This is a genomic window from Acidisoma cellulosilyticum, assembly GCF_020621385.1.
Taxonomy (GTDB): Bacteria; Pseudomonadota; Alphaproteobacteria; order Acetobacterales; family Acetobacteraceae; genus Acidisoma; species Acidisoma cellulosilyticum.
Genome location: NZ_JAESVA010000002.1, coordinates 625793 through 651324, shown reverse-complemented (window position 1 = coordinate 651324; position 25532 = coordinate 625793). Strand labels below are relative to the sequence as shown.

The 25532-nt window shown below is 64.2% G+C and carries 23 protein-coding genes; 15 read left to right on the top strand and 8 right to left on the bottom strand.

Features of this window, described 5'->3' with window-relative positions; genetic code table 11:
* Positions 1–21: 21 nt before the first annotated feature.
* Positions 22–2103: an ATP-dependent helicase gene (locus ACELLULO517_RS07455; protein ID WP_227306669.1), complete on the top strand. Its 2082-nt coding sequence runs from the start codon at positions 22–24 to the stop codon at positions 2101–2103.
* A gap of 12 nt (positions 2104–2115) precedes the next feature.
* On the opposite strand, the gene ACELLULO517_RS07450 is transcribed toward ACELLULO517_RS07455, so the two are convergent.
* The 3 genes from ACELLULO517_RS07450 to ACELLULO517_RS07440 all read right to left on the bottom strand — a co-directional run bounded on the left by ACELLULO517_RS07450 (position 2116) and on the right by ACELLULO517_RS07440 (position 6166).
* Positions 2116–2859 (bottom strand): metallophosphoesterase, encoded by a 744-nt coding sequence (locus ACELLULO517_RS07450; RefSeq protein WP_227306668.1) that lies wholly within the window; start codon positions 2857–2859, stop codon positions 2116–2118.
* A gap of 149 nt (positions 2860–3008) precedes the next feature.
* On the bottom strand, positions 3009–5552 hold the full coding sequence (locus ACELLULO517_RS07445; RefSeq protein ID WP_227306667.1) for an HWE histidine kinase domain-containing protein: 2544 nt from the start codon (positions 5550–5552) through the stop codon (positions 3009–3011).
* A complete protein-coding gene (locus ACELLULO517_RS07440; protein WP_227306666.1) occupies positions 5549–6166 on the bottom strand; it encodes a biliverdin-producing heme oxygenase in 618 nt (205 codons plus the stop codon). Before ACELLULO517_RS07440 ends, ACELLULO517_RS07445 begins: the two co-directional genes overlap by 4 nt.
* Positions 6167–6380: 214 nt before the next feature.
* On the opposite strand from ACELLULO517_RS07440, the gene ACELLULO517_RS07435 reads away from it, so the two are divergent.
* The 6 genes from ACELLULO517_RS07435 (at position 6381) to ACELLULO517_RS07410 (ending at position 13019) form a co-directional block, all read left to right on the top strand.
* Complete coding sequence (locus tag ACELLULO517_RS07435; protein ID WP_227306665.1) at positions 6381–7145, top strand: SDR family oxidoreductase; 765 nt, start codon at positions 6381–6383, stop codon at positions 7143–7145.
* 125 nt (positions 7146–7270) lie between these two features.
* On the top strand, positions 7271–8779 hold the full coding sequence (locus ACELLULO517_RS07430; protein ID WP_227306664.1) for a sugar ABC transporter ATP-binding protein: 1509 nt from the start codon (positions 7271–7273) through the stop codon (positions 8777–8779).
* 11 nt (positions 8780–8790) lie between these two features.
* The gene (locus ACELLULO517_RS07425; RefSeq protein ID WP_227306663.1) at positions 8791–9840 is read left to right on the top strand and encodes an ABC transporter permease; all 1050 of its coding nucleotides are present in this window, start codon (positions 8791–8793) and stop codon (positions 9838–9840) included.
* Positions 9841–9883: 43 nt separating this feature from the next.
* Positions 9884–10990: a substrate-binding domain-containing protein gene (locus tag ACELLULO517_RS07420; RefSeq protein WP_227306662.1), complete on the top strand. Its 1107-nt coding sequence runs from the start codon at positions 9884–9886 to the stop codon at positions 10988–10990.
* 60 nt (positions 10991–11050) lie between these two features.
* Positions 11051–11956 carry an SMP-30/gluconolactonase/LRE family protein gene (locus tag ACELLULO517_RS07415; protein ID WP_227306661.1) on the top strand — a complete coding sequence of 302 codons (906 nt, stop codon included), beginning with the start codon at positions 11051–11053 and terminating at the stop codon, positions 11954–11956.
* A gap of 64 nt (positions 11957–12020) precedes the next feature.
* Positions 12021–13019: a LacI family DNA-binding transcriptional regulator gene (locus ACELLULO517_RS07410; protein ID WP_264481372.1), complete on the top strand. Its 999-nt coding sequence runs from the start codon at positions 12021–12023 to the stop codon at positions 13017–13019.
* Positions 13020–13097: 78 nt separating this feature from the next.
* Here the strand turns inward: ACELLULO517_RS07410 and ACELLULO517_RS28870 are convergent, their stop codons facing one another.
* Positions 13098–14744 carry a GGDEF domain-containing protein gene (locus ACELLULO517_RS28870; protein ID WP_227306659.1) on the bottom strand — a complete coding sequence of 549 codons (1647 nt, stop codon included), beginning with the start codon at positions 14742–14744 and terminating at the stop codon, positions 13098–13100.
* Between the two features lie 305 nt (positions 14745–15049).
* On the opposite strand from ACELLULO517_RS28870, the gene ACELLULO517_RS07400 reads away from it, so the two are divergent.
* From ACELLULO517_RS07400 to ACELLULO517_RS07375, 6 genes are all read left to right on the top strand, one after another.
* Positions 15050–16090: an MBL fold metallo-hydrolase gene (locus ACELLULO517_RS07400; protein ID WP_227306658.1), complete on the top strand. Its 1041-nt coding sequence runs from the start codon at positions 15050–15052 to the stop codon at positions 16088–16090.
* An 83-nt stretch (positions 16091–16173) separates the two neighbouring features.
* A complete protein-coding gene (locus ACELLULO517_RS07395; RefSeq protein WP_227306657.1) occupies positions 16174–16359 on the top strand; it encodes an AtzG-like protein in 186 nt (61 codons plus the stop codon).
* Between the two features lie 11 nt (positions 16360–16370).
* Positions 16371–17774: an AtzE family amidohydrolase gene (locus ACELLULO517_RS07390; RefSeq protein WP_227306656.1), complete on the top strand. Its 1404-nt coding sequence runs from the start codon at positions 16371–16373 to the stop codon at positions 17772–17774.
* Positions 17775–17781: 7 nt separating this feature from the next.
* Positions 17782–18192 carry an oxalurate catabolism protein HpxZ gene (gene hpxZ / locus ACELLULO517_RS07385; protein ID WP_227306655.1) on the top strand — a complete coding sequence of 137 codons (411 nt, stop codon included), beginning with the start codon at positions 17782–17784 and terminating at the stop codon, positions 18190–18192.
* A gap of 13 nt (positions 18193–18205) precedes the next feature.
* Complete coding sequence (locus ACELLULO517_RS07380) at positions 18206–19096, top strand: 2-dehydro-3-deoxygalactonokinase (RefSeq protein ID WP_227306654.1); 891 nt, start codon at positions 18206–18208, stop codon at positions 19094–19096.
* An 18-nt stretch (positions 19097–19114) separates the two neighbouring features.
* Positions 19115–19732 (top strand): 2-dehydro-3-deoxy-6-phosphogalactonate aldolase, encoded by a 618-nt coding sequence (locus ACELLULO517_RS07375; RefSeq protein ID WP_227306653.1) that lies wholly within the window; start codon positions 19115–19117, stop codon positions 19730–19732.
* Here ACELLULO517_RS07375 and ACELLULO517_RS07370 read toward each other — a convergent pair whose 3' ends face one another.
* Positions 19733–20626, bottom strand: coding sequence for a LysR substrate-binding domain-containing protein (locus ACELLULO517_RS07370; RefSeq protein ID WP_227306652.1), 894 nt, complete (start codon positions 20624–20626; stop codon positions 19733–19735).
* A gap of 90 nt (positions 20627–20716) precedes the next feature.
* Here ACELLULO517_RS07370 and betC point away from each other — a divergent pair, with 90 nt between their 5' ends.
* Together betC and ACELLULO517_RS28580 are read left to right on the top strand one after the other, a co-directional pair.
* Complete coding sequence (betC, locus tag ACELLULO517_RS07365) at positions 20717–22243, top strand: choline-sulfatase (RefSeq protein WP_227306651.1); 1527 nt, start codon at positions 20717–20719, stop codon at positions 22241–22243.
* A gap of 35 nt (positions 22244–22278) precedes the next feature.
* Entirely contained in the window at positions 22279–22407 is a 129-nt protein-coding gene (locus tag ACELLULO517_RS28580) for a hypothetical protein (RefSeq protein WP_264481371.1), read from the top strand.
* Between the two features lie 205 nt (positions 22408–22612).
* Here the strand turns inward: ACELLULO517_RS28580 and ACELLULO517_RS07360 are convergent, their stop codons facing one another.
* The 3 genes from ACELLULO517_RS07360 to ACELLULO517_RS07350 form a co-directional block, all read right to left on the bottom strand.
* Complete coding sequence (locus tag ACELLULO517_RS07360; protein ID WP_227306650.1) at positions 22613–23515, bottom strand: outer membrane protein; 903 nt, start codon at positions 23513–23515, stop codon at positions 22613–22615.
* A gap of 188 nt (positions 23516–23703) precedes the next feature.
* Positions 23704–24729, bottom strand: a complete 1026-nt coding sequence (locus tag ACELLULO517_RS07355) for an SAM-dependent methyltransferase (RefSeq protein ID WP_227306649.1) — start codon at positions 24727–24729, stop codon at positions 23704–23706.
* Positions 24726–25529: a DUF1295 domain-containing protein gene (locus tag ACELLULO517_RS07350; RefSeq protein WP_227306648.1), complete on the bottom strand. Its 804-nt coding sequence runs from the start codon at positions 25527–25529 to the stop codon at positions 24726–24728. The genes ACELLULO517_RS07355 and ACELLULO517_RS07350 overlap by 4 nt, the downstream gene beginning before the upstream one ends.
* Between the last annotated feature and the right edge of the window lie 3 nt (positions 25530–25532).

Sequence of the window (25532 nt, the reverse complement as noted above, 5' to 3'; positions counted from 1 at the left end):
CCCCATGATACCAGCGCGCCCATGTCGGATCATCTGGAGGGGCTGAACGAGTCGCAACGCGCGGCCGCCATTGCCCCGGCGCCCCAACTCGTCCTTGCCGGCGCCGGCTCCGGTAAGACGGAAACCCTGGCCCGCCGTGCGATCGACCTCATCCTGCAGCGCGACGAGCCGCCGGAGCGGTTGCTCTGCATCACCTTTACCAATCGCGCCGCCGCCGAAATGCGCGCCCGCATGGCCATGAAGCTCGGCCCCCGCGCGCCGCATTGGGTCGGCACCTTCCACGCCTGCATGGCGCGGCTATTGACCGAGGATGCCGGCGCGGCGGTCGAGGCCGCGCCGCGCGGCTTCACGATTCTGGACCCGCCGCGGTCTCGCGCCCTGGTCGGGCAATTGACGGGTATCAAGGACGTCAAGGAAATGGCGATGGTGCAGGAGGCTGTCTCCCTCCTGCGCAATTACGGCGTGAAACCCAAGGGCCGCCCGCCCAAGACCCCGGCGCTGACGCGGTTCGAGGGTGAAGTGCTGGACCAGGCGATGACCGTCCTGCCGGCCTATATCGCCGAGCTCCGCCGCCAGCGCGTGCTGGATTTCGACGATCTGCTCGTCGTGCCGGCCGAGGCGATGGAACAGGATCCAGCGCTCGCCGCCCGCTGGTCGGCGCGTTGGAGCGAAATCCTGGTCGATGAATATCAGGATACCAATGCCGCTCAGCATCGGCTGTTGCGCTTGCTGGCCTCCGGCCATGGCCGGGTCTTCGCGGTCGGCGACGACTGCCAGTCCATCTACGGCTGGCGCGGGGCGGAGATCGCCCATATCCGCCGCTTCGGGCAGGATTTTCCGAAAGCGCGCCAGGCGATCAAGCTGGAGACCAATTACCGCTCCACCCGCACCATTCTGGCCGCCGCCAATGCCATCGCCGCCAAGGACCCGGAAGCGATGCGCAAGACGCTGCATTCGGCAGCCCCTTTGGGCGTCGCGGGTGCCGCCATCGCGCTCTATGGCGTGGAAACAGCGGAGGAGGAGGGGCGGGCCGTCATCTCCTGGATCCGCGGGCTGCGCCAGCAGTCGCCGGACCAGCCCCTGCGCGAATGTGCTGTCCTGGTGCGCGCCGGTTTTGTCTCCGAGCCGATCATGGACGCGCTGCGCGAGGCCGGCGTGCCGGCCCAGATGGTCAGCGACCGCGAGGCCGATCTGCCGCGCGAAGTGCTGGCCGTCATCGCTTGGCTACGCCTGTCCCTCAGCCGGGATGCCGATATGGATCATGGTGAGCGCTGGGACGCGGCGGCCGATGACGCTTTCCGCCGCGCCTGCGTATTGCCGCGCCGGCCGGTGACGGGGCAGGCTTTCGCGCGTCTCCGCCAGCATGCGACGGAGGGTGAGATCGCCTTCGCCGATGCTGTGCCGACCGCCCCGATCAGCGAACCGGAGCGCAAGGCTTTTGCCGCCGTGCTGGACGTCGCGCGCCTCATCCAGGAACGGATCATGGCTAGGCGCACCAAATCCTCGGAAGCCCTGCAGATCGCGGCCGATCTCAGCGGGCTTGCCGATGCTTTGAGCGACAGCGCGCCCTTGCGCCGGTCATGGCAGGCGCTGCTCGGTCGTGCCGATCGCCTCGGTTCGGTCCATGATTTTGCGGAAGCCTCCGCACTCGGCGCGCTGGACGTGGAGCCGGAAGGGCCGGACAGCATCCAGGTCATGACGCTGCATCGCGCCAAGGGGCTGGAATTCGACCATGTCTTCATGGCCGGGCTGGAGGAGGGGATTTTCCCCAGCCGCAAGGCCGAACAGCAAGGCACGCTGCCGGAAGAACGGCGGCTATTCTACGTCGGCCTTACCCGCGCGCGTTACACGCTGCGCTTGAGCTATGTGCATCGCCGGCGGCAATGGAAGAGCAATCCGTCGCGCTTCATTGCCGAGATTCCCCGGAATTTGCTGACGGGTTCGGTTCCGGCCGCCAAGGCGGAGACCGGCGATAAGACGAAGTCAGCGGCCGGTCGCAAACCCTCCGCCGCCACGGCGCGCAAGCTGCCGAGCGAGGCCGACACCGCGCGCATGGTCGCTGCCTTCAAGTCCCGCAAGCGGGTTCCGTCCAGCCGGGGCTGATTTCTCAGCCGGTCAGCGGAAGCTTGCGGGCACCCTCATGTCGCTTTCCAGCGGCGGCAGATCGATCCAGGACAGATGGCCGCCCTTGCCGGCGCCGGTATCCAGAAAGATCGCGCGTCCGCCGGCCCGTGACCATTGTTCCAGCGGCCGTCCGTCCTGACTGCGCCGGTCATGGCCGACATAGACCGTGACCCCCGGCGGAATGCGATGCACCCAACGCAGGCTGCGTTCGGGGAAGCCGTCCATCTGCGTCATCCCCGTGGGCTCGCCGAAGAGGGCGCGGGCATTGACGCCCACGGCACGGCCGATTTCCATCTGCGGCGAGGGACCCAGCAGCATGTCGGTGTGGAAGCCGGCATGGATGAAGAGACGCGGCCCGTCCTGCAGCCAAAGCGGCGCACGCGCGACCTCGGCCAGAAACCGCTCGCGCAAGGCATCGTCCATCTGCTTGCGTGTCGCGATCAGCTCGGCATTGCTGCGCACCTTCTGCCCGAGCAGAAAACGGGCGAGCTTGAGGTCGTGATTGCCAAGCAGGAACAGGCCGCGACCCTGATCGATCAGGTCGAACATCCGGCGCAGGACGCCGGCGCTATCCGGCCCGTAATCGACAAGATCGCCCAGCTGAATCAGGAACCGGTCGGTATCGGTGGCATAGGCAAAGGCACTCACATCGCCATGGACATCGCCGACGACGCGAAGGGGACGAGACTCGGGAATCGATAGCGGCGCTTCAACCATCATGACATTTATAGGCATGTCTTCCGGCAATGCGTGAGAGCTTGCTGCACTGCATCTCGGCAAGTTTGGCAGGGCTGCGTCGGTTGCCGGGTCTGGTGGCACAACCACAAGGCCATAGGCTGCACATCCTCCGCCGGCCGCGCCTCGCCGGCCGCGCCTCGCCAGCCTCAGCCGCCTTCCAGCAGGCGGCCAAGGCTCGCGGCCGTATAAGGTTTCTTGACGGTCGGCGTGCCGGCATGGGCTTCGGGCAGCCGCAGCTGATCGCCATAACCGGTTGCGAAGACGTAGCGAATGCCGGCGGCCTTCAGCGCGTCCGCGACGGGGAAGCTGTTCTCCTCGCCCAGATTGACGTCGAGCACGGCGACGCTGGGCCGCTCCCGCTCCAGCAGAGCCAAGGCCTGGGCGACGGTCGAGACCGTCAGCACTTCGGTGGCGCCCAGTTCCATCAGGATGTCTTCGGCATCCATGGCGATGATGAGGCTGTCTTCGACGAGCAGAACCTTGCCGCTGAGCTTGGCCTCGCCGCCTTGCGCCGATCCGGGTTGCGATGCCGCGTCGCCAATTTGGCCGGTCATGGCGGCCTGCCGCACATAGCGCGCCGGGATCACGAATTGCGCCTCGAACCCGGCAGGTTTGTACCAGACCTCGGCCTTGCCCTTCAGGTCATAAGGCACAGACCGCTGTATGATGGTCGTGCCGAAGCCATGGCGCAGCGGCGGCTTGACGATGGGACCGCCGAATTCCCGCCAATCGATGGTGAGGTCGCCCAGCGCGTCGCGCGACCATGTCACCCGCACGCCACCGCTATCGGACAAGCCGCCGTATTTCGCCGAATTCGTCATCAGCTCATGGATGACAAGCGCCATGGTGGAGAAGGCGGAGGGTTCCAGCAGCACGGCCTCGCCCTCAATCTCCAGTCGCTGACGCCTGCCGCCGAGATAGGCGGCGGCTTCGGTTTCGATCAGCGCGCGCAGCAGCGCCGGAGCCCAATTGTCCTGCGTGATCTGGTCATGCGCTCGGGCCAGCGCTTCGATGCGGCCTTCCAGAAGGGCGATGTAGTCGACCGCCCGCGTCTTTGAATCCCGTGACTGCCGCACAAGCCCGCGGATCAGCGCCAGGATATTACGCACGCGGTGGTTCAGTTCCGCGATCAGCAGTTCCTGCCGTTCGGCCGCCGTCTGCCGTTCCGACTGCGCCGCATCCGACAGGCGCAGCACGACCTCGATCAGCGACACGCGCAGCGTTTCCGCCACGCGCTGTTCGGCGGCGCTGAAGGGCTCGCTGCGATTGCGCACTTCCTGTCGCCATTCCGCGAAGCTTTCGCGCGGCGTCAACCGGGCGCCGTTCGGACCATAGCTTGCCGGCTTGTGCGGGTCGCCCGCCCAGCGCGCCTGACGCACGCGCTCCTCCCGGAACAGCATCACGTAATCGCGCGGCGAGCGGGAGATGGGAATGGAGAGAACGCCGGCCGCCTGAGCGGCATAGGCATCCGCCCCCGGCACGATGGCGGCGAGATGATCGGTCGAGAAGACACGTCCGGCTGCGAGCGCGTTGAAGCGGCGGGCGATCGCCGGAATGGCATCCGGCGGCGGCGCGGACCCACCGCAGGCGGCCTTGGCGCCGATCCAGATGCCGATGCCGTCGCAGGGGATGATGGCGCGCAGCGTCTCCCCCACCCATTCCGGATTGTCGAGCAGGGCGACATCATTGGCGACGGAGGCCATCAGTCGGTCGGTCGCCCGGCGGGCGTTGTTTTCGTAGGCCGCCGCTTCCTGACGGTCGCGGCTTTCCAGCTTCAGCGCGAACATCTGGCCGAAAAGCTCGGCGATGGTGCGTTTCTGGAAGGAGGGGCAGAGCGCGGAGTAATGATGGCAGGCGAACAGCCCCCATAGCTTGCCTTCGATGATGATCGAGACCGACATCGAGGCGCCGACGCCCATATTCTTGAGATATTCGATATGGATGGGAGAGACGGAGCGCAGCACCGACAGCGACAGGTCCAGCGGCGCGCCCATCGCATCCCGCGCCGGCAGGATGGGCACCGGCTCCGCCGCGATATCGGCGATGATGCGCAAGGAGGTGCGCAGATACAGGGCGCGCGCCTGCTGCGGAATATCGGAAGCCGGGTAGTGCAGGCCGAGGAAGCTGCCGATGTCATGCCGCGCGGCTTCACCCACAACCTCGCCCGATCCGTCGCGGTCGAAGCGATAGACCATGACGCGATCGAAGCCGGTCAGCGCACGCAACTGCCGGGCGCCGGCCTTGAAATAGCCGGGCAGGTCGGTCGGCTGATCCAGCCGCGTCATCATCGAGCGGATGGTGCTTGCCGCATCAACATAATCCTCGCGGCGGTTATGCTCCAACTCGATGACGATCATCTCACCCGAGAAATGCAGCGCGCAGTCATACAGATCGCCGGGCCTGCTTGCGATGCAGGCAATGCCCAGCACACGCTCTACCGCGTCAGGCCCCTGGATGCCGGTGAGCCGGTTGCGAAGATCGTGCAAAGCCTCATCTGCGAAAATATCCGCCGCTGGCAGTCCGATCAGATCATCGGCCGCGCGGCCCAGATGTTCGATCACATTGTCCGATGCGCGCGCAACCAGCCAATCGGCCGTCATGCACAGCAAAAAGCCGATGGGCTGGATGGCACTGAGAAGATGGATCGGCTCGCGGTCGCAATTGGTCAGGTCGACCTGGGTCTCGCTCATGCCGTGCATCCCAGGGCTGATAGCTCGCCCGCTCGGGCGAAGCGGTCGAAGGTCAGAAGGGCTGCGGCCAGCGCGCTCTCCTCCGACGCCGTATCGGTCACCAGATCGTCCAGCCGCTGCAGCAAGGAAGGCCAGCTTGGGGCATCGCCTGACGGCGGCGTCAGATAGGTCGCCGGCAGGCCAGGCGACAGCCGGCGCGCGAGGACCCGTCCGCCGAGGCGGGACCCTTCCACGACATACAGCACGCCGATGACGGCGGCCGGGGTGCTTGCGCTGTCGAATGGCATCACTGGCGGCGGCACGTCACCCAAGGCAGCAAGATCGGCCGTCAGATAATGCGCGCGCCGGCGGGACGGCCAGTCCGTGATCGCTTTTGCCGCATGGGCGTCAAGCCAGGCCTCGGTCGGCAGCAAAGCGGCGGCGTGCGCGGATAGAAACGCGCTGTAGCCGGCCAGGGTTGTCAGATCGAAACGCGTGAAAATCCGGTCAACCTCGGCATGGGCCGATGCGGTCGCGGCTCTCAGCCGGGTGCGGGCGTCTGACCTCACTGGGGCCAGGCTTTGCGACAGTTGTCTGGTCGGAACGGCATCGGTTGGAATCTTGAACTCGGGCAAAGGGCGAAAGTCTGAACATTCGCCCATTTCGCTGGATATGAGAAGGTCTGGGGGCGGCAGGGAGACTGACTAACGCGTGATGGTGCAGAGGGGCGGCCATTGGCTGTTCGGTCCCTGGACGGCAGGCTTCGCTTGACAGTAAAATGGTTATCGCTAACATTCCGGCCCTAAGCACCGCGCAAGACGGGCCGTGACGACTGGATAGGGGGAAAGCTTGAAACTGTTCGATCTCACGGGCCGTATCGCGCTCATCACCGGGTCCAGCAAAGGCATCGGCTTCGCGATTGCTGAAGCTCTGGCGGAAGCGGGCGCCCATGTCGTGCTGAACGGCCGTGACCATGCGGCCCTCATTCGCGCCCAGGCTGACCTTGCCGAGCGTCGTGGTTTCAAGGTTGAGATTGCGGGTTTTGACGTGACCAACCCGGCCGCCGTGACAGCAGGCGTGGCTGGGATCGAGGCCGAGATCGGGCCGATCGAAATCCTGTTCAATAATGCCGGCATGCAGCACCGCACGCCGTTGCATGAATTTCCGCTCGAAGCCTGGGTGAAGATCACGACCGTCAATCTCGACAGCGTCTTCTTTGTCGGCCAGGCGGTCGCGCGTCATATGATCCCGCGCGGTCATGGCAAGATCATCAATGTCTGTTCCGTGCAAAGCGAACTCGCTCGTCCGGGTATCGCGCCTTATACCGCGACCAAGGGTGCGGTGAAGATGCTGACCAAGGGCATGGCGACCGATTGGGGCAAGCTTGGTCTGCAGATCAACGGTCTGGGGCCAGGCTATTTCCGAACGGAACTGAACCAGGCGCTGGTCGATGACCCGGCCTTCTCCGGCTGGCTGGCGACCCGCACGCCGGCCGGGCGCTGGGGTGAAGTGGCCGAACTCGGCGGCGCGGCGGTGTTTTTGGCATCCGACGCGTCGAGCTTCGTCAATGGCCATATTCTCTATGTCGATGGCGGCATTACCGCGAGCCTGTAACCTGCGATTAAAGTAACGCCTGACTAAAACGCGACACTGGCGTCATCTTCGTAAAGAAGAGGCGTCAGTCGATAAAAAGAAGCCTTGCGAAGAACGAGGGGCAAAAGCCCCCGAAGGAGGCGGCAATGGGTGGAGCAGGCAAGCTGAGGTTTGACGGTCTCGTCAAAACCTTCGGCGGCACGCATGCCTTGAAGGGCGTGAGTTTCGATGTGCCGCGGGGCGAGGTCGTGGCCCTTCTGGGCGAAAATGGCGCCGGCAAATCGACGCTGATCAAGATCCTCGGCGGCATCGTCCGCGCCGATCAGGGCACTGTCTCGATCGACAATGTGCCTTATCGCCATCGCGTGCAGAGCGCCGGCGGGACCGGTCATCGGGTCGCCTTCATCCATCAGGATCTCGGCCTCATCGAATGGATGACGGTGGCGGAAAACATGAGCCTGGCGGAAGGCTTTGCCGCAAAACCCTCGCTGTTCGGCGCGATCGACTGGCGGCGCACCGAGGAGAGGGCGACGGAAGCGCTTGCCCGCGTCGGGTGCGATATCGATCCCGGCAGCCGCGTTCATAGCCTCAGCCGGACCGAGAAATCGCTCGTCGCCATTGCCCGCGCGCTGGTGGTCGATTGCGACTTTCTGGTGTTGGACGAACCGACGGCGAGCCTGCCTGCGAATGAGGTGGAGCGTCTGTTCGCCGCCATCCGCACGCTGAAGGCGCGCGGTGTCGGCATGATCTACGTCTCCCACCGGCTGGATGAGATTTTCCGTATCGCCGATCATGTCGTCGTCATGCGCGACGGCGCTTTGATCGGGCAGAAGCCGGTTGCCGAAACAACGTCGGATGAGCTGATCTCCTGGATCGTCGGGCGGTCCAACCTCAGCCTGTTCGAGAAGGCGCCCTTGCGCCCCGGCCCGACCCGGCTGTCCGTCCGGCATCTCACCACGCCCAATGCCGGTCCTGTCAGTTTCGATCTGCATGAGGGCGAATTGCTCGGCCTCGTCGGTCTGCGCGGCGCGGGGCAGGAGGAGGTCGGGCGCGCGTTGTTCGGCACGCTGCCGCATCGGGGAGAGATCCTGCTCGACGGTCAGCCGCCCGATCTCTCCTCCACCCGCGCCGCGCTGAAGGCAGGCATCGGTCTGATGGCGCGGGATCGTGCCGAGGAATCGATCGCGCCCAGTCTCTCCATTCGTGAAAACGCTTTTCTCAATCCGGGGGCAGCGGGCAGGGGGCTGTTTCAGCCGATGACGCGCCGCGCGGAGACGGCCGCCGCGCGCAGCCTCGGCGCCTCGGTCGGCCTCTCACCCAATGACCCGGATCTTGCCATCGAAGGGTTGTCGGGCGGCAATCAGCAGAAGGTCGTCGTCGGCCGATGGCTTGCCACCGGGCGCAAACTGCTGATCGCGGAGGACCCGACCGCCGGCGTCGATGTCGGCGCCAAGGCGGAAATCTACCGGCTGATCGCCCGCGCGCTGGACGCCGGCCTCGCGGTGCTTGTCGTCTCCACCGATTTCGAGGAGATCGCCCATATCTGCCATCGCGCGCTGGTCTTCAATCGTGGACAGATCATCGCTGAACTTAAGGACAACGCGCTGACGACGGAGGCATTGATCGCGTCTGCCTCCGCATCCGAAGCCGCATAAGGGAACGAAACATGGCGATCAATTCCGTGCGCTCCGACGCGCTGGAGCCGACGGCCAAGGAGTTGGCAGGGGCAAGCCTCAGGGAAAAGGCGATGCGGCTGATGCCGGTCTACGGCCTGCCGCTGCTCATGCTGGCGCTCATCCTGCTTTTCTCGATCCTGCTGCCCGATACTTTCCCGACCATGCTCAATCTGCGATCCATCATCGCCGATAAGGCCATCATCGCCTTGCTGTCGCTGGCGGCGATGATCCCGATGGTATCGGGCAAGATCGACTTGACGGTCGGCTACGGCATTGTGCTTTGGCATATCCTGGCGATCAGCCTGCAGGTGAATTACGGCGTCAGCTGGCCTGTCGCGGTTCTCGTCGTCGTCGTGATCTCAGCCTTTGTCGGCCTGCTCAACGGCATGCTGGTCGAGATCGCGCGGATCGACAGCTTCATCGCGACCCTTGGCACCGGCACGGTGCTGTACGCCCTGGCGCTGTGGCATACGGGCGGGGAGCAGGTGGTGGGTGTGCTGCCGCGCGGCTTCCTGGCGCTGAACGCGACGCGGATCGCGCATCTGCCCATTACCGGTTTCTACGTCCTCGCGCTCGCCTTTGTTCTGTGGTTCGTGCTCGAACATCTGCCGATCGGCCGTTATCTTTACGCCATCGGTGCCAATCCGAAATCGGCGGCGCTGAACGGCATTCCGGTGCAGCGCTATACGATCGGCGCCTTCGTGGCCTCGGGCCTGCTGACCGGCGTCGCGGGCGTGCTGCTGGCTTCCAAGCTGCGGATCGGACAAGCCAGCGTGGGGTTGGAATATCTTCTGCCCGCGCTGGTTGGCGCCTTTCTGGGCTCGACGACCATCAAGCCCGGACGGGTCAATGTCTGGGGCACCATCGTCGGTGTTGCCATCCTGGCCGTCGGCATTGCCGGCATCCAGCAATTCGGCGGCTCCTTCTGGGTGGAGCCGATGTTCAACGGCGTCACCTTGCTGATCGCGATCGGTATCGCGGGCTATGCCCAAAGGCGGCGCGGGGCGGCGAAGCTGCGCCCGAAATCCGCCCAATCCTGACCTGGCAACCCAACACAAAAAACAAAAAAAAGGGAGTGCGTTGATGACATTGCATCGGAGATTGATGGCAAGTGCCGCGATCGTTCTGGGGCTGGCGATGGCGGCCGGGCAGGCACGTGCCGATACCATGGCGGATGCCAAGGCCTTCCTGGCCCAATATGCGAGCCATGTGACGACGTGGGACGGGCCGACCACGGGTCCCAAAGCCGAGAAGGGCAAGCATGTCGTGGTCGTCGCGGGCGATATGAAGAATGGCGGCATTCTGGGCGCGACCAAGGGCTTTCAGGAAGCGGCCAAGGCCGTCGGCTGGGATGTGCGCGTGATCGACGGCGCGGGCACGGTCTCGGGCCGGACCTCGGCCTTCAGTCAGGCGCTGGCGTTGAAGCCTGACGGCATCGTGCTGGAAGGGTTTGACCCGATCGAGCAACGGCCGGGCCTGCAGGCGGCCAAGGCCGCCGGCATTCCCATCGTCGCCTGGCATGCGGCACCGAAGGTCGGGCCTATTCCGGGCACGGATGTGCGCGCGAATGTCTCGACCGACGCCATGCTGGTCGCCAAGGCAGCAGCCGACTGGGCCTATATCGACGCCGCCGGCAAACCCGCCGTGATCATCTTCACCGACGGCCAGTATCAGATCGCGGTCGCCAAGGCGAAAGAGATGGAGAGAAACATCAAAGCCATGGGCGGCAAGGTTCTGGCCTATGAGGATACGCCGATTGCCGATACATCCACGCGCATGCCGCAGCTGACGACGTCGCTGCTGCAGAAGTTCGGCGCGAAATGGACGGACAGCCTGGCCATCAACGATATCTATTTCGACTTCATGGGGCCGTCCTTGGAGGATGCCGGCGTGGACGGCACCGGCAATCCGAAATCTGTCGCGGCGGGTGACGGTTCGCGTTCGGCCTATGAGCGTATCCGGGCCGGTCAGTACCAATCCGTGACGGTGGCCGAGCCCCTGAACCTGCAGGGCTGGCAATTGGTGGATGAGATGAACCGCGCTTTCGCGGGCCAGCCTTGGTCGGGTTATGTCGCGCCCTTCCATGTCGTGACCCAGGCGAACATCGCCTATGACGGCGGCCCGAAGGACGCATTCGACCCGGATAACGGCTACCGCGATCATTACAAGGCCATCTGGGGCGTGCAATAACACGCCATACCCCGGCCGCGGAGATAACGCGGCCGGGCATAAAAATAATGAGGACGTTCGATGACTTATGAGATTCTCGATCCGCGCTTCAAGCAGCTGATCATCGGCCATGCCAGGCTGGAGAAGCTGCATACGGGCATGCGCTGGGCGGAAGGTCCGGTCTATGTGCCGGCCGCGAAAAGCCTGCTCTGGTCGGATATTCCGAACAACCGTCTGATGCGCTTTGATGAGACGGATAGTTCCGTCAGCATTTTCGAATCGCCCTGCGGCAATCAGAACGGCCATACGCTGGATCTGCAGGGACGCGTGATCGCCTGCGAGCATAGCGGTCGTCGCGTCTCCCGGTTGGAGCATGATGGGCGCTGGACGAATCTGGTCGATCGTTTTCAGGGCAAGCGGCTGAATTCACCCAATGACGTCGTCGTCAAGCGTGACGGCAGCATCTGGTTCACCGATCCGACCTACGGCATCGATAGCGAATACGAGGGTGACGCGGCGGAATCCGAAATCGGCAGCGCGGATGTCTATCGTCTCGATCCCGAGACGGGCGAGATGACGATGGTGGTGAACGATCTGCTGCGGCCCAATGGGCTTGCCTTCTCACCCGAGGAGGATCTGCTTTATGTCGTCGATACCGGGGTGACGCATGATCCGTCCTGCACGCCCAAGATCGTCGCTTATACGGTTGCCGCCGATGGTCGTTCGGTCAGCCGCAAGGGGATCTTCTCGACGATGGAAGCGGGTCTCTATGACGGTTTCCGTGTCGATCGCGCCGGCAATATCTGGACCTCGGCCGGTGACGCGGTCGCGATCTACGCGGCTGACGGCACAATGATCGGTCGCATTCCGGTGGGTGAGACGGTGGCCAATGTCACCTTCGGCGGTGCCAAGCGCAACCGTCTTTATATCACCGCGCAGACGTCGCTCTATTCCATCTATGTCAATGCCCATCCCTACGGCTGGTAACGACCAGGACGTGGCGGCCGCGGGGGAGGACGCGTCCCACCTTCTCCCCCGCGCGGCGCCGAAGATGACGGATGTCGCGAAGCGGGCCGGCGTTTCGGCCATGACCGTGTCGCGGGCGCTGAAAGCCGATGGCGCGGTCTCCGACAAGACGCGGCTGCGCATTCTGAAAGCGGTCGATGAACTCGGCTATGTGCTGGACCAGACGGCCGGCACGCTCTCCTCCAAACGCTCAGGTTTTGTGGCGGCGCTTATTCCCTCGCTCAACAATTCCAACTTCTCCGATACGGCGCGGGGTATGGAGCGCGCGCTGGAGCAGAGCGGCTTGCAGCTTCTGCTGGGCGCGACCGATTATGTGCAGGAGAAGGAGGAGCGGCTGGCGGAAGCCATGCTGCGCCGCCGACCGGAGGGGATCATCGTCACCGGCGGTGACCACTCACCCAAGCTGCGCCGCTTGTTGCAGGGCGCCGGCGTGCCGGTGGTGGAAACCTGGGACCTGCCCACCGATCCTATCGAGCATGTCGTCGGGTTTTCCAATGTGGGGGCCATGCGCGCGCTGGTGCATCGGCTCTATCAGCTTGGCTATCGGGAGATCGGCTTCCTGGGGGGCGCCGGCCTGCGCGATACGCGCGGTGCCGCGCGCCGTGCGGGGTATGAGGCGGCCGTGGCCGAGCTTGGCCTGCCCCTGGGCCGCGTGATCGCCTTCGGCGAAGCGCCGATCAGCATGGACCATGGCAGCATCGCCATGACGCAGATGATGGCGCATTGGCCTGGCGTTGATGCCGTGGTCTGCGTCTCGGATCTTTCGGCTTTCGGCGCGATGACGGAATGTCAGCGGCGTGGCTGGGCCGTTCCGGGGCAGATCGCCATTGCCGGTTTCGGCGATTTTGAGGTCGCGCGCTGCTGTCATCCGCGTTTGACGACGGTTTCCGTCGATCCCATGGGCATCGGCATGGCGGCCGGCGCGCTGCTTTGGCGTTCGATCGAGGCCATGCGCGCCGGCGCCCGCCTGGCGGCGGAGCAGCATCCGATCCCTTACCAGATCATCGAGCGGGAAACGACATGACCGGTGATGTCCGGCATATCCGATCCCCGCTCTCGGCCGTTATGCTAGGCGCGGGCAGCCAGGCTTCTATCAAGACCTCTATCCGACAGTGACGTCATCGGCCACGACGCGGTTTCGCCCCTGATGCTTGGCGCGGTACAGTCTGGCATCCGCAAGCGCCATGCGGGACGCGTCATCCGCACCTTCCCGCGACATCGCTAGTCCGATGCTCGCCGTCACGTGCAGGCCTGTCGCGATGCCGTCCCAATCGTTATGCTCGATCGCGGTTCGCATCCTTTCGCAAAAGGCCTTGGCAGCGGTCTGGTCGACGGTCACGAGGATCACGGAAAATTCCTCACCGCCGAGACGAATGGCGACACCCGCCAGATCCGCTTGCTCTGACAGATTGCGATGGAGGATCGTCGCCACGGTTTTGATGACGGCGTCGCCCACCAGATGAGAAAAGCGGTCGTTCACCGCCTTGAAGTGATCCAGATCGAGAAGCAGGATCGCATAGGGCGTTGCATTGGCATTGAGTTCGGCGACCACCGCCGTCATCCTGCGGCGATTACCGGTGCCGGTCAGCGGGTCTTCCAGCGACGATTGCAACAGGCGGTCAGCCTCGGCTTGCAGGTCGGCATGCACCTTCTCCAGGGCCTTGATGCGCTCGCGTTCGATAGAAATGGCAGCACGCAATTCATTGACCTGGTCGCGGACAAGCGCGGATCGCAGATGGGCACCACCCTGCCGGTCACGAAGCTGTCGAGACAATGTCTGAAAGCGCTCCTGCTCGTAATAGGCACTTTCGAAGTTGCCAGTCTGTGCCAAGGCACGCGCAAGATATCCCGATGAAAATACCGCCAATTCGATAAAAGGATAGGCGATATAGACGTCGATCGCGCGTTGCAGCGAGGCGATGGCGCCGGTGATATCGCCGCGTGCGATTTGCAGCAGGTTTTCGATATGGGTCAGGTGAATGGCGCCGCGCGGGCTGGCGTTCTCGGTATGAAGATCGCTATCCCGCAAGACGGCTTCGGCCTGCTCGCGCCTGTCGGCCATCAGAAGGAATTCGACGAGGTTGAAGCCGGCCAGGCGACACATCTCCCCGTCATCATGGGCGCTGGCGAGCCTGCGGGCGCGTTCGGTCTGCTGGATCGCGTGGGTCAGAAAACCCTGCTTTTCCTCGGCGGTTCCGGACCCGAGGCGATACAGGTAATCGGCATGGATGGAGCCGTCGTTGATGAGCGCATGAGCGATCGCTTCGCTGTCGCCCGACCGCTCGGCAAGTTCTATCGCTTCGCGTGCCAGGTCTACGCCGGCATCGTTGATGCCGAGCGGCGAGCAGATGATCGCGAGGATCGTCAAAGCGATTGATTGAGGAAGCGGCTGTTCGGTGGTGCGCGCAATGCGAACCGCCGCCGTCGCCTCATCGGCGGCCCGGATGATGTCATTTCCCTCGCAAAGCACGCGGGCATGATAGGCGCGGGCGATCGCTTCCCTTGCCGGGTCCTGCAAGTGGCAGGCTAAGGCGATGGCCGTGATTGCGACCTCGGCTGCTTCCCGGTGATGGCCGCGATGAAACTCGATCCAGATGAGGCGGGTGAGGGCGTCGAGGAGGATGGGCTTCGGCACCGCATCCTCGGGCGCATCCAACAGGATAGACACGGAGGATTTCGCCTGGTCGAGCAATCCCAGGCGGGACAGGCGGTAGCACTGGGCTAGAATGTCAGCATAGTCCGATGACACTTGGGCTTGGCTCTCCCGCATCGATTGAAAGGCTAGCGCCTTATTGTCCATAATGAACAGCATGTTCTGGCGTTCTAGCGCTGACCGCCAGTCGGTTCCTTGCCAATTCGTCACGGAGCTTGGTCAGGCCTGGTGACGATTGCGTGAGACGGCCGTCGCCCGCAGGGAGCCCGCTGGGAGGGAGAAGGCGCCGCCACGTTAAACATCGGACAGACGACGTCCCGTCATCCCGGCGGCTATGGCCTCTGCGCTGCGACCTCCTACATAATGCGAAGATTACCGCTACTGCAGAGAGATTCTGGCTCTTGCCTCAACCACCCGCCTATCCTGTCTCGGACCATTTCAACGGCGCCATCTTCTTCAATCCGCCGGCCATGGAGGCGGCGCATATTCCGCCGGTCCCCATCCCGGTAGAGGCTGGCCCAAAGGGAAAGCCGCGCAAGCGCGGCGGGTTGATCAGCATCCTGCGCTGGCGTTTTCGCGAGGATCGGCAGCCCTGGCCCGTCCTGCCGCCGGACCCCGCGCCCGCGGGCGATCCGCACCGTTTGCCGCCGCCGGGGGCGGTGTCCGTCACCTTCATCGGCCATAGCAGCTTCCTGATCCGCCTGCCGAACCTGACGATCCTGACCGATCCGGTCTTCAGCGACCGCTGCTCCCCCGTCTCCTGGGCGGGGCCGAAGCGCGCCCGCCCGCCAGGCCGGGCATTTCGCGATCTGCCCAAGATCGATCTGCTGCTGCTCTCCCATAACCACTACGACCACATGGATTTCCCCAGCCTGCGGGCCATTCGCCGGCGGGATGATCCCGTTGTGGTGACGCCACTCGGCAATGCCCGGCATCTGGCGAAGGTCGGCCTGAACCGCGTTACTGAGCTGGACTGGTGGGGTGAGACGCGGCTGGCGGATGGCACCAGCATCACGGTGACGCCGGCCCGGCATTTCTCCGCTCGCACGCTCTGGGATCGGGGACAAAGCCTGTGGGGCGGCTTCATGCTCAAGACCGGCCGTCACCAGATTTTCTTCGCCGGCGATTCCGGCCATGGCCGTCATTGGGCGACGATCGGCCAGCGCCTCGGCTCGCCCGATCTCGCCCTCATTCCCATCGGCGCCTATGAGCCGCGGCAGATCATGGCGGCGGTGCACGTCAACCCGGCGGAGGCCGTGGCAGCGCATGTCGCCATGGGCGCGCGGCAGTCCATCGGCATGCATTTCGGCACCTTCAAGCTGACGGATGAGCCGATCGGGGCCCCGCCGCGCGATATGGCGGCGGCGCGGGCTGCCGCAGGCTTGGCGGATGACGCCTTCGTCACGCTCGGCAGTGGAGAGACGCGGCTGTTCTCGCTGTAGCGACAATTCATCGCTCTGATGACTGGCGGCGCTGGTCAGCCTCGGGCAAGCTCTGGTCCTGACGATTTTCAGGAGATCCGGGCATGGATGAGGCCAATGATATCGCGGCTTATGTGCGCGCCGCCGCCAATCTGCAGGGGCTGGGCCTTGACGAGGCCGAGCTTGCCCGCGTCACCGCGGCCTTCGTGCTCGTCACCCGTTTCGCGGAGCCGGTGCTGACTTGGCCGGTCGATGCGACGGTTGAGCCCGCTCTTGTTTTCCAGCCCTGAGGGTGCGCGCCATGTCCATCATCACCCAATCGGCGGGCGATATCGCCCGCGAGATTAAAAGCGGTGCGATCTCGGCGACCGAAGTCGCGCGCGCGACGCTCGACCGCGTTCAGGCGCTGGATTCCAAGGTGAATGCCTTCACCGAAGTGACCGAAGCGCGCGCTTTGGCCGATGCGGCGGCCGTCGATGCGGCGATCGCGCGCGGCGAGGATGTCGGGCCCCTGGCAGGCGTGCCTTATGCCGTGAAGAACCTGTTCGATATCGAAGGTGTCACGACGCTCGCCGGTTCGAAGATCGAAGCCGATAACGCACCGGCGACGGCCGATTGCTTTGCGGTGGCGCAGCTGAAGGCGGCCGGCGGCCTCTGTATCGGCGCGCTGAATATGGACGAATACGCCTACGGTTTCACGACCGAGAACACCCATTACGGCCCGGCGCGCAATCCGCATGATCTGACGCGCAGCGCGGGCGGGTCATCCGGCGGATCGGGGGCTGCCATCGCCGCCGGTCTGGTGCCGCTGACGCTCGGGACCGATACCAATGGCTCCATCCGCGTGCCGGCCAGTATGAACGGCATTTTCGGCCTCAAGCCGACCTATGGTCGCCTGTCCCGCGCGGGGTCCATCGCTTTCGTGCCGAGCCTGGACCATATCGGTCCCTTCGCCCGCACGGTGGCCGATCTCGCCCTCGCCTATGATGTCATGCAGGGGCGGGACGAGGCGGATGCCGGGCAGGTGCCGCGTCCGTTGGAGCCCGTCTTGCCGGACCTGGGCGCGGGCATCGACGGTCTTCGTTTCGGCCGGCTCGGCGGCTATTTCGACAAGCCTTTGGGCGAAGCCGCGCGCGGCGCGGTCGAGCGGATCAGCGCGGCGCTGAAGGCGGTGTCCGTCGCCGCGCCAGATATCACGGCGGCCGGCCGGTCGGCGGCCTTCGTCATCACTGGGGTGGAAGGGGCAGGGCAACACCGCGCGCATCTGCGCGAGCGGCGCGCGGATATGGAACCCCTCTCGCGGGACCGTCTGCTGGCCGGCGCGCTGATCCCGGCCGAGTGGTATCAGCATGCGCTGAAGGTCCGCGCCTTGTGGCGGGCCGCGATGGCCGAGCTGTTCCGCGACTATGATGTGCTGATCGCGCCGGCGACTGCCGTGCCGGCCCAGCCCATCGGACAGGAGCGGCTGACGGTCGACGGTTTGACCATGCCGCTGCGACCGTCCTTCGGGTTGTTCACCCAGCCCATCACCTGCATCGGCCTGCCGGTGCTGGCCGTGCCGCTGCAGAATGCCGAAGGTAAGCTGCCGATCGCGGTGCAGCTGATCGCGGCACCCTGGCGGGAAGACCTGCTGGTTCGCACCGCCGCGGCATTGGAAGAACAAGGTATTTGCCGGTCGCCCATCGCCCCGGCTTTCCAGGACTGAAGAGAGAATGTCGATGGAGATCAACAAGCCCGCCCCGTTGGCGGAACTGACGGCGGAGTTCGAGCGCTACGAGGTCGCCCTCGTCACCAATGACGTCGATACGCTGACGGCGCTGTTCTGGGACAGCGCGGAGACCATCCGCTATGGTGGCGGCGAGAACCTTTATGGCGCGGCGGAGATCGCGGCCTTCCGCCAGGGGCGCGGCTCGGGCGATCTGGACCGTGACCTGGCCCGCACCTTGGTCACGACCTTCGGTGAGGATTTCGGCACCGCGAGCACGCTCTTTCGGCGCCGGTCAACCGGGAAAACGGGCCGGCAGATGCAGACCTGGGTGAAGCTCGACGGCCATTGGCGGATCGTCGCCGCCCATGTTTCGATACTGGACTTTCCGTTTCCGGAAACCGAACCGAGCGCATGAGGATCCTGTCTCAATGATTGGTGTTGATTGGGGCACGAGCAGTTTTCGCGCCTACCGGATCGGGCCGAACGGCCAGGTGCTGGACAAGGCTTCCGCCCATTCCGGCATCATGTTCGTGGAGAATGGGCGTTTCGCCGATGTCCTGCGCCGCACGATCCAGCCCTGGGTGAATGGCGGCGAACGCCGGGTTCTGCTTTCGGGCATGATCGGCAGCCGCCAGGGCTGGGTGGAAGCGCCTTATGCCAATTGCCCGGCCGGTGCCGCCGACCTTGCGTCCGCCACCATCCCCGTCACCTATGACGGGGCCGAGGTCCGCATCATCCCCGGCGTCACGACCGAGGAAGCCGGCGTGCCGGAAGTGATGCGCGGCGAGGAGACGCAGATCATCGGCGCCTTGGCCGAGTTCGGAGATCGCGGCGTCGCCTGCATGCCCGGCAGCCATTCCAAATGGGTGAGGATCGAGGGCGGGCGGATTACCGGCTTCTCCACCTATATGACCGGCGAGGGGTTCGCGGCGCTCAGCGGCCATACCATTCTGGGCCGGATGATGAAGGTCGATGCGCCGGCCGATCCGGACGCGCTGCGTCAGGGCCTTGCCCGCAGCGGGGATGCCGGCGGGCTGCTGCGCCATCTGTTCGGTGTGCGCACGCTGGGCCTGTTCGGCCGCCTGTCCGAAACCTCTGCGGCGTCCTATCTCTCGGGCCTGTTGCTGGGCCATGAAGTGCGTGCCGCGCTGGCCGCCCATGAAAACGCGGGTCCCGTCGTGCTGATCGGCGATCCGAAACTGTGCGGCCTTTATGCCGATGCCATTGCCTTCTGTGGTGGGGCCGCCCGCAATCTGGCTTACGAGGCGGCGCCCGCCGGGTTGCATCGCATCGGGCAGGCCGTGGCCTGGGCCGCCTGATACAAGGAATAAAGTGTTATGAAACAGTGGTTTGAGAAATGCCCGCTGATCGCCATCCTGCGCGGTGTGCGCCCGGATGAGGTCATCCCCATCGTCGCCGCCCTGGAAGCGGCCGGTGTCGCGATCGTCGAAGTGCCGCTGAACTCCCCGCAGCCGCTGGAAAGCATCAAGCTGGTCGCCGAGAATTTCGGTGACCGCATGCTGGTCGGTGCCGGCACGGTGATGACGCCCGATCAGGTGCGAGAGATCGCGGCGGTCGGCGGCAAGCTGATCGTGACGCCGCATGCAGACCCTGAGATCGTGCGCACCGCCAAAAGCCTCGGCATGCTGGCCGCGCCCGGATTCTTTACCCCGGCGGAGGCCTTCACCTTGCTGCGCGCCGGTGCGGATTGCATCAAGCTCTTCCCGGCCGAAGCGTCCAACCCGGCCGCGCTGAGGGGCATTCGCGCTATTCTGCCGCCGGGCACGATGGTGGTGCCGGTGGGCGGCATGACGGCTGAGACCATCCCGGAATGGACGGCCGCCGGTGCCGCCGGTTTCGGCATCGCCTCGGCTATCTACAAGGTGGGCGATACGGCCGAGATCGTGGGCCAGAAGGCAGCCGCGCTGGTGGCCTCCCTGCGCAAATCAGCCTGATCACACGGCGCTCAGCAGCCAGCGGCGGAAGCCGGCGACAGCCGGTTTTTCAGCCGCCTGGCGGCTGATCAGAAGCCGATAGGCGCGTTCGGTCTTCAGCGCCTTTTCCGACATCGCGACCAGACTGCCGGCAGCGAGATGCCGCGCGAGCAGCGGCTGCCAGCCGAGTGCCGCGCCTTGGCCCAGCATCGCGGCCTCCACCGCCAGCGGATAGGTATTGAGATGCAGCACCGGCGCGCGGGCCGGTCGCGGTGGCAGGCCGCTGGCGGAAAGCCATTCGGTCCAAGCCATCCAGCGGTCGGGCTCCGGCGCATCCAGTTCCAGTAGCGGCAGGCGCGTCCAGTCAAAACTGCCATCCGGGCGTCGATGCCGGGTCAGAAAGGCCGGGCTGCAAACCGGCACGACCTCTTCCGGGAACAGGAACTCGCCGCCCAGGTTCGCGGCGCCGAAGGCAATGGTGACGTCGCATTCCGGCATCGCCATGCGCGGCGCCTGCTGGCCGGTGATCAGCCGCACCTCCACCCCCGGTAAAGCGGTGCCCAGCGCTTCCAGCCTTGGCATCAGCCAAAACGTGGCAAATCCGAAATCGGTCGCGATGGTCAGCGCGGGCGCGCTGCCCGTGCGGCTCAAATCCTCCAACGTGCTCTCGATCAGGTCGAACCCGCGGGCGAGTGCCGCCCGGAGCGTCTTGCCGGCTTCGGTCAGCGCCACGCCGCGATGCAGGCGCCGGAACAGCGGCTGGCCGATGAAGCGCTCCAGCGCCGCCACATGCTGGCTGACGGCCGCCTGGCTTTGGCCGAGTTGTCGGGCCGCGAGGCTGAAATTCTCGGTGGCGGCGGCCGCTTCGAAAGCAAGCAGGGCGGGCAGGGGCGGAAGGGTGCGCGATGTTCCCATAAGCCAGCATGATAGCACCATAAGGCCGCAACCGCTTCACGCTTTCGCCTTAAAGCGCGATTACTCGTGGGATTGCAGAAGGGACTGAACGTGACCCAGCGGCCGAATATTCTTATCCTGATGGCAGACCAGATGACGGCGGGCGCATTGCCAGCCTATGGCAATACCGTCGTCAAGACACCGCATCTGGACCGGCTGGCCGCCGAAGGCGTGGTCTTCGACGCGGCCTATTGCAACAGCCCGCTCTGCGCGCCGTCCCGCGCCATTTTGATGAGCGGTCGTCTGCCCTCCGCGACCGGCGCTTATGACAATGCGGTGGAGTTTCCGTCCCAATCCCCGACCTTTGCGCATTACCTGCGTGCCGCCGGCTACCGCACCATCCTTGCCGGCAAGATGCATTTCTGCGGCCCCGATCAGCTCCATGGGTTCGAGGAGCGGCTGACGACCGACATCTACCCGGCCGATTTCGGCTGGACGCCGGATTGGACGCGGCCGGATGAGCGTCTGGATTGGTATCACAACATGGACAGCGTTACCCAGGCGGGACGTTGCGTGCGCACCAACCAAATGGATTTCGACGAGGAGGTCGGCTTCGCCGCGCGTCAGAAGATCTATGACATGGCGCGGGACCGTGACGGTCGGCCCTTTTGCATGGTCGTTTCCATGACGCATCCGCATGACCCCTTCACCATGGCCGACCCCTATTGGTCCCGCTATGCGGATGATGAGATCGACATGCCGCAGGTGGACGCGGCGACGGCCGGCGAAGACCCCCATGCCGCGCGCCTCCGTCATGTTTGCGGCCAGGATTTGCAGGAGATTACGGAGGGCCAAGTGCGCGACGCGCGCCACGCCTATTACGCCGCCTGTTCCTATTTTGACGATCACGTCGGCAGCATTACCGGCGCGCTGCGCGAGAGTGCTTTCGCCGATAACACCATCACCATCGTCATCGCCGACCATGGCGAAATGCTGGGTGAGCGCGGGCTGTGGTTCAAGATGAACTTCTATGAGGGCGCATCGCGCATTCCCCTCATCATGCATGCGCCCGGCCGTTTCCAGCCGCATCGCGTCGCGGCCCCGGTCTCGCTGGTCGATATCCTGCCGACGCTGGCGGCTGTCGCGGGTGAGGGCCAGGAGCCCGATTACGCGACCGATCATGACGGTCGCAACCTGCTGCCCTATGCGCTGGGCGCGGATGATGACGGTGAGGTGATCGGCGAATACTGTGCCGAAGGTGTCATCGCGCCCATGGTCATGATCCGGCGCGGGACGTTGAAATACATCCATTGCCCGAGCGATCCCGACCGCTTCTATGATTTGGCGGTCGACCCGCAGGAATTGGACAATATCGCGACGCTTGACCCGGATGATGCGCGTCTGGTCGCGATGCAGGAGGAAGCGGCCCGGCGTTGGGATCTGCCGGGTTTGCACGCGCAGGTACTGGCCAGCCAGAAGCGCCGGCATCTGGTTTCCCGAGCCCTGCAAAAAGGACAGCAGACCTCTTGGGATTTTCAGCCTGTGCGCGACGCCAGTCAGCTTTATATGCGCAACCATATGAAGCTGGACGATCTGGAAGCCATGGCGCGGTTTCCGCGTGTGGCAGTTCAGGACTGAAGAAAAACTAAAGACTGAGACGGTAGGAGGAAGACATGGCCGAGCCGATGAAATCACAGCCTGCACGCGGATCGGCGTTCCGACCTGCCGGCATGATCGTGGCGCTCGTGGTCAGTCTGCTCCTCCTCGTGCTGTTCCATTTCATGGTCGACCCGCATTTTTGATCCGCGTCTGAGGCGTGGGATTGGATCGCCGGGTCGAGCGCGGCTGGCCAAGCCCGGCGAGGAAGAGAAGATAGAGCCGCTTCAGTCAGAGCCTGGCAAAGCCTAGAGCGTTTCCTGTTCGCTTACGCTCACAGGCGCCGCTCTAGTTTATTGTTTTTGCGAGCATCTTTACCCGGCAGATGATTCCATCTGACCGGGATCTGCTCTAGAACGCCTTGTTGAGTGTGATGGTCAGGCTCTGCGTGACGATGTTTTCTGACGCGTAGCCCGCAAGCGTGCCATAGGCTGTCGTCCCCGGAACCGAATCCGCGTTCACGAAGGTCGAGTTATAGTCACCCTTCTGCGCAGCGGTTTTCGCGGCGGTATAGTCGGCATCGAGGAACCAGGTCGGGCTGAGGAAGTAGGTGACACCGATATCGACCGCGCCGCCCAGCACCCAGCCGGATGTGTCGTAATTCGCGGGCGCGCCGGATATATTGGTATTGACGCCTGAGCCGCTGGTTGCATAGCCGATAGTGTCGTCCATATCCGTGTCGACCTGGGTCACGGTGGCGCCCATGCCGAGATAGACGAAACCCTTTCCGAAGGACCGCCCGATGAAGGGCATCAGCGAAAAGCGGCTATTGGCTTTCGTCTTATAGGAACCGATCACGACGGTGCCGGTGAAGGGCACGACCTCATGCGTATCGGTATAGGTGAAGGTGCCGGCCTGCGGCACGCCGACATTGCTCTGCGTCGTGCTGGCCAGCAGATCCGTATAGGAAAACTTGGCGCCCCATAGCCAAGGGCTGTCGCTGAAATGCTGGAAATATCCGACCTGAAGATTGGGACTAGCCGAGGACGGGGAAGAGAGCGAGGCCGTGCCGTAGCCGTCAGCCGAGCCCGTCGAATAGACGCTGCCATTTTCGTAATTATCGGAAGTACCGATGGCATAGGTGTCCTGTTTGCCGAAATCGGTGTGATTATAACCGGCGCCGGCACCGCCAAAAAAAGCATGGTCCGGTGCGGCCCAGGTCTGGGCGAAGGCGGGTAGCGATAATCCGGAGCAAGATAGTAATGCGGCCAGACCAGCCCATAGTTTTTTAGCATTGGCACGATTGATCGACACGCTGAAACCCCTCGCAAAACCGGATTGACCAAGTCTTGTAGATGGAGCGGGGATTATGTCGATGTTTTATTTATAAAAGCTTAATTTGCCGAAATTCAAACAAAAACCGAATAGTTTTTTATTGCAAGGTCAATAGTCCTATTTTGATTTTGCAAATGTGAATCCGGCCGAATCATGCGGAAGCAACCTTACGCCGGCCGCAGGCGGTAATGCGTGACGCCCCATTCCTCGCCGTCGGCATGACCGAACAGGCCGGCGGTGGCCAGGAAGAACAGCCGCCAGCGGCGCTCCCAGACAGCAGTATCGCGCCCATAGACGGGTGACAGGATCTGACGGATGTCTGCGCGGTTCGCATCGAAATTGCGCAGCCAATCGTCCGCCGTGCGCTGATAATGCTGGCCGCTCCACTGCCATTCCTGTTCGACGGAGAAAAGGTCGGGGAAGCAGCGCATCAATTGGCGGCTCGGCATGATGCCGCCGGTGAAGAAATGCTGCGCGATCCAATCCGCCTTGTCGTTCAGGTCGAAGCGATAGGGCGCCAGGCGATGGGTAAAGATATGGATCATCGCCAAACCATTCGGCCTCAGCCAATCCCGCATGCCGGACAGCAGCGGCCGCCAATTGGCCATATGCTCGAACATCTCGACCGAGACGATGCGGTCGAAACGGCCCTCGGCACGGAAATCGTTCATATCGGCGGTGATGACGCGGATATTGGTCAAACCCCGCGACCGCGCTTCGGCCTCGATATGGGCGCGTTGAGAGGCCGAGTTGGAGACGGCAGTGATGCGGGCGCTCGGAAACATCTCGCCCATGAACAGCGTCAGTGACCCCCAACCGCAGCCGAGTTCCAGGATATCCTGCCCATCCATGATCGCGGCATGGTCCACGGTCGCTTGCAGCGCCAGGATTTCAGCCTCGGCCAGGGTTTCGCGCCCGGTCTCATAAAGGCAGGACGAATATTTGCGTCGCTGTCCCAAGACTTTGCCGAAAAAGGCTGCCGGCACTTCGTAATGCTGCGCGTTCGCGGCATCCGTGTGCTGCGCAATCGGAAAATCCACCATATCGGCAGCGAACTTCCCGTCACTGCCGCTCTGCGCGGCCAGTTTCTCCCGCGTGCGCGCGACCATCATGGTGATGCCGAGGCGCGACAGCGCATCGGGGATGGGAAAGCGCTCGGCAGTGGCGGCAGCGATGGTCGCAAGCGCGGTCATGGGCGAGGTTTCCGTGGCGGGAGGGGGACAAACTTGGAGACGCGGTGTTGATAGTCGCGGAATGCGTCGCCGCGGGACTGCAGCATATGCGCTTCCGTCGGCGGTATGCCGGAGGCGTGAACGAGGACCAGATACATGACGATCGGGCCGGCCCAGGCGAGCAGTCCCCACGCCGATGCGAAACCGCTGATTGCGAAAAGGGCATAGGCGACCCAGATCAGCCACTCGAAAAAGTAATTGGGATGGCGCGACCAGCCCCAAAGCCCTGTCTCGCAGATCCTGCCCTTGTTCGCGGGATCGGCCGCGAAGCGCGCGACCTCACGGTCGGCTATTGCTTCCCCGGCGATGGAACAGACCGCAACCAGGGTCGCGAGAATGTCGAGCGGGTTGAGGCCGGGCGCCGGGTTACGCCCGGCGAGCAGGATGAACAGGCCGAGGATAAAGACGCTGACCGCTTGTATCTGCAGGAAGGCCGGCATCTTCCACACATAGCTTTCGCCCCAGCTGTCCTTGAGCTTGGCATAGCGCGGATCGTCACGGCCTTTCAGCGCGCGGCGCAGAAGATGGATGCCGAGCCGCAGCGCCCAAATGGCAGCGAGGACGGACACGACCGTCTGTCGCCCGGTGATCGGCCCATAACCGTGCAAAGGCCAAAGCACGAGACCGATGCCGGCGGCGCCGGTGCCAAAAGTCCAGGCGACATCGATCCAGGTACTATTGCCGCTCGCCTGCTGCACGCGCCAGGCGATCAGCATCAGCAGGCTGCAGCATAGAAGCGTGACGAAGAGAAGAAGCGCCATGAA

Coding starts and splice junctions, on each gene's coding strand:
- ACELLULO517_RS07395 (WP_227306657.1), top strand. CDS start 16,174: ATGGATGAGGCCAATGATATCGCGGCTTATGTGCGCGCCGCCGCCAAT.
- ACELLULO517_RS07450 (WP_227306668.1), bottom strand. CDS start 2,859: ATGCCTATAAATGTCATGATGGTTGAAGCGCCGCTATCGATTCCCGAG.
- hpxZ (WP_227306655.1), top strand. CDS start 17,782: ATGTCGATGGAGATCAACAAGCCCGCCCCGTTGGCGGAACTGACGGCG.
- ACELLULO517_RS07380 (WP_227306654.1), top strand. CDS start 18,206: ATGATTGGTGTTGATTGGGGCACGAGCAGTTTTCGCGCCTACCGGATC.
- ACELLULO517_RS07445 (WP_227306667.1), bottom strand. CDS start 5,552: ATGAGCGAGACCCAGGTCGACCTGACCAATTGCGACCGCGAGCCGATC.
- ACELLULO517_RS07375 (WP_227306653.1), top strand. CDS start 19,115: ATGAAACAGTGGTTTGAGAAATGCCCGCTGATCGCCATCCTGCGCGGT.
- ACELLULO517_RS28580 (WP_264481371.1), top strand. CDS start 22,279: ATGGCCGAGCCGATGAAATCACAGCCTGCACGCGGATCGGCGTTCCGA.
- ACELLULO517_RS07350 (WP_227306648.1), bottom strand. CDS start 25,529: ATGGCGCTTCTTCTCTTCGTCACGCTTCTATGCTGCAGCCTGCTGATG.
- ACELLULO517_RS07390 (WP_227306656.1), top strand. CDS start 16,371: ATGTCCATCATCACCCAATCGGCGGGCGATATCGCCCGCGAGATTAAA.
- ACELLULO517_RS07370 (WP_227306652.1), bottom strand. CDS start 20,626: ATGGGAACATCGCGCACCCTTCCGCCCCTGCCCGCCCTGCTTGCTTTC.
- ACELLULO517_RS07420 (WP_227306662.1), top strand. CDS start 9,884: ATGACATTGCATCGGAGATTGATGGCAAGTGCCGCGATCGTTCTGGGG.
- ACELLULO517_RS07455 (WP_227306669.1), top strand. CDS start 22: ATGTCGGATCATCTGGAGGGGCTGAACGAGTCGCAACGCGCGGCCGCC.
- ACELLULO517_RS07410 (WP_264481372.1), top strand. CDS start 12,021: ATGACGGATGTCGCGAAGCGGGCCGGCGTTTCGGCCATGACCGTGTCG.
- ACELLULO517_RS07355 (WP_227306649.1), bottom strand. CDS start 24,729: ATGACCGCGCTTGCGACCATCGCTGCCGCCACTGCCGAGCGCTTTCCC.
- ACELLULO517_RS07415 (WP_227306661.1), top strand. CDS start 11,051: ATGACTTATGAGATTCTCGATCCGCGCTTCAAGCAGCTGATCATCGGC.
- ACELLULO517_RS07425 (WP_227306663.1), top strand. CDS start 8,791: ATGGCGATCAATTCCGTGCGCTCCGACGCGCTGGAGCCGACGGCCAAG.
- ACELLULO517_RS07430 (WP_227306664.1), top strand. CDS start 7,271: ATGGGTGGAGCAGGCAAGCTGAGGTTTGACGGTCTCGTCAAAACCTTC.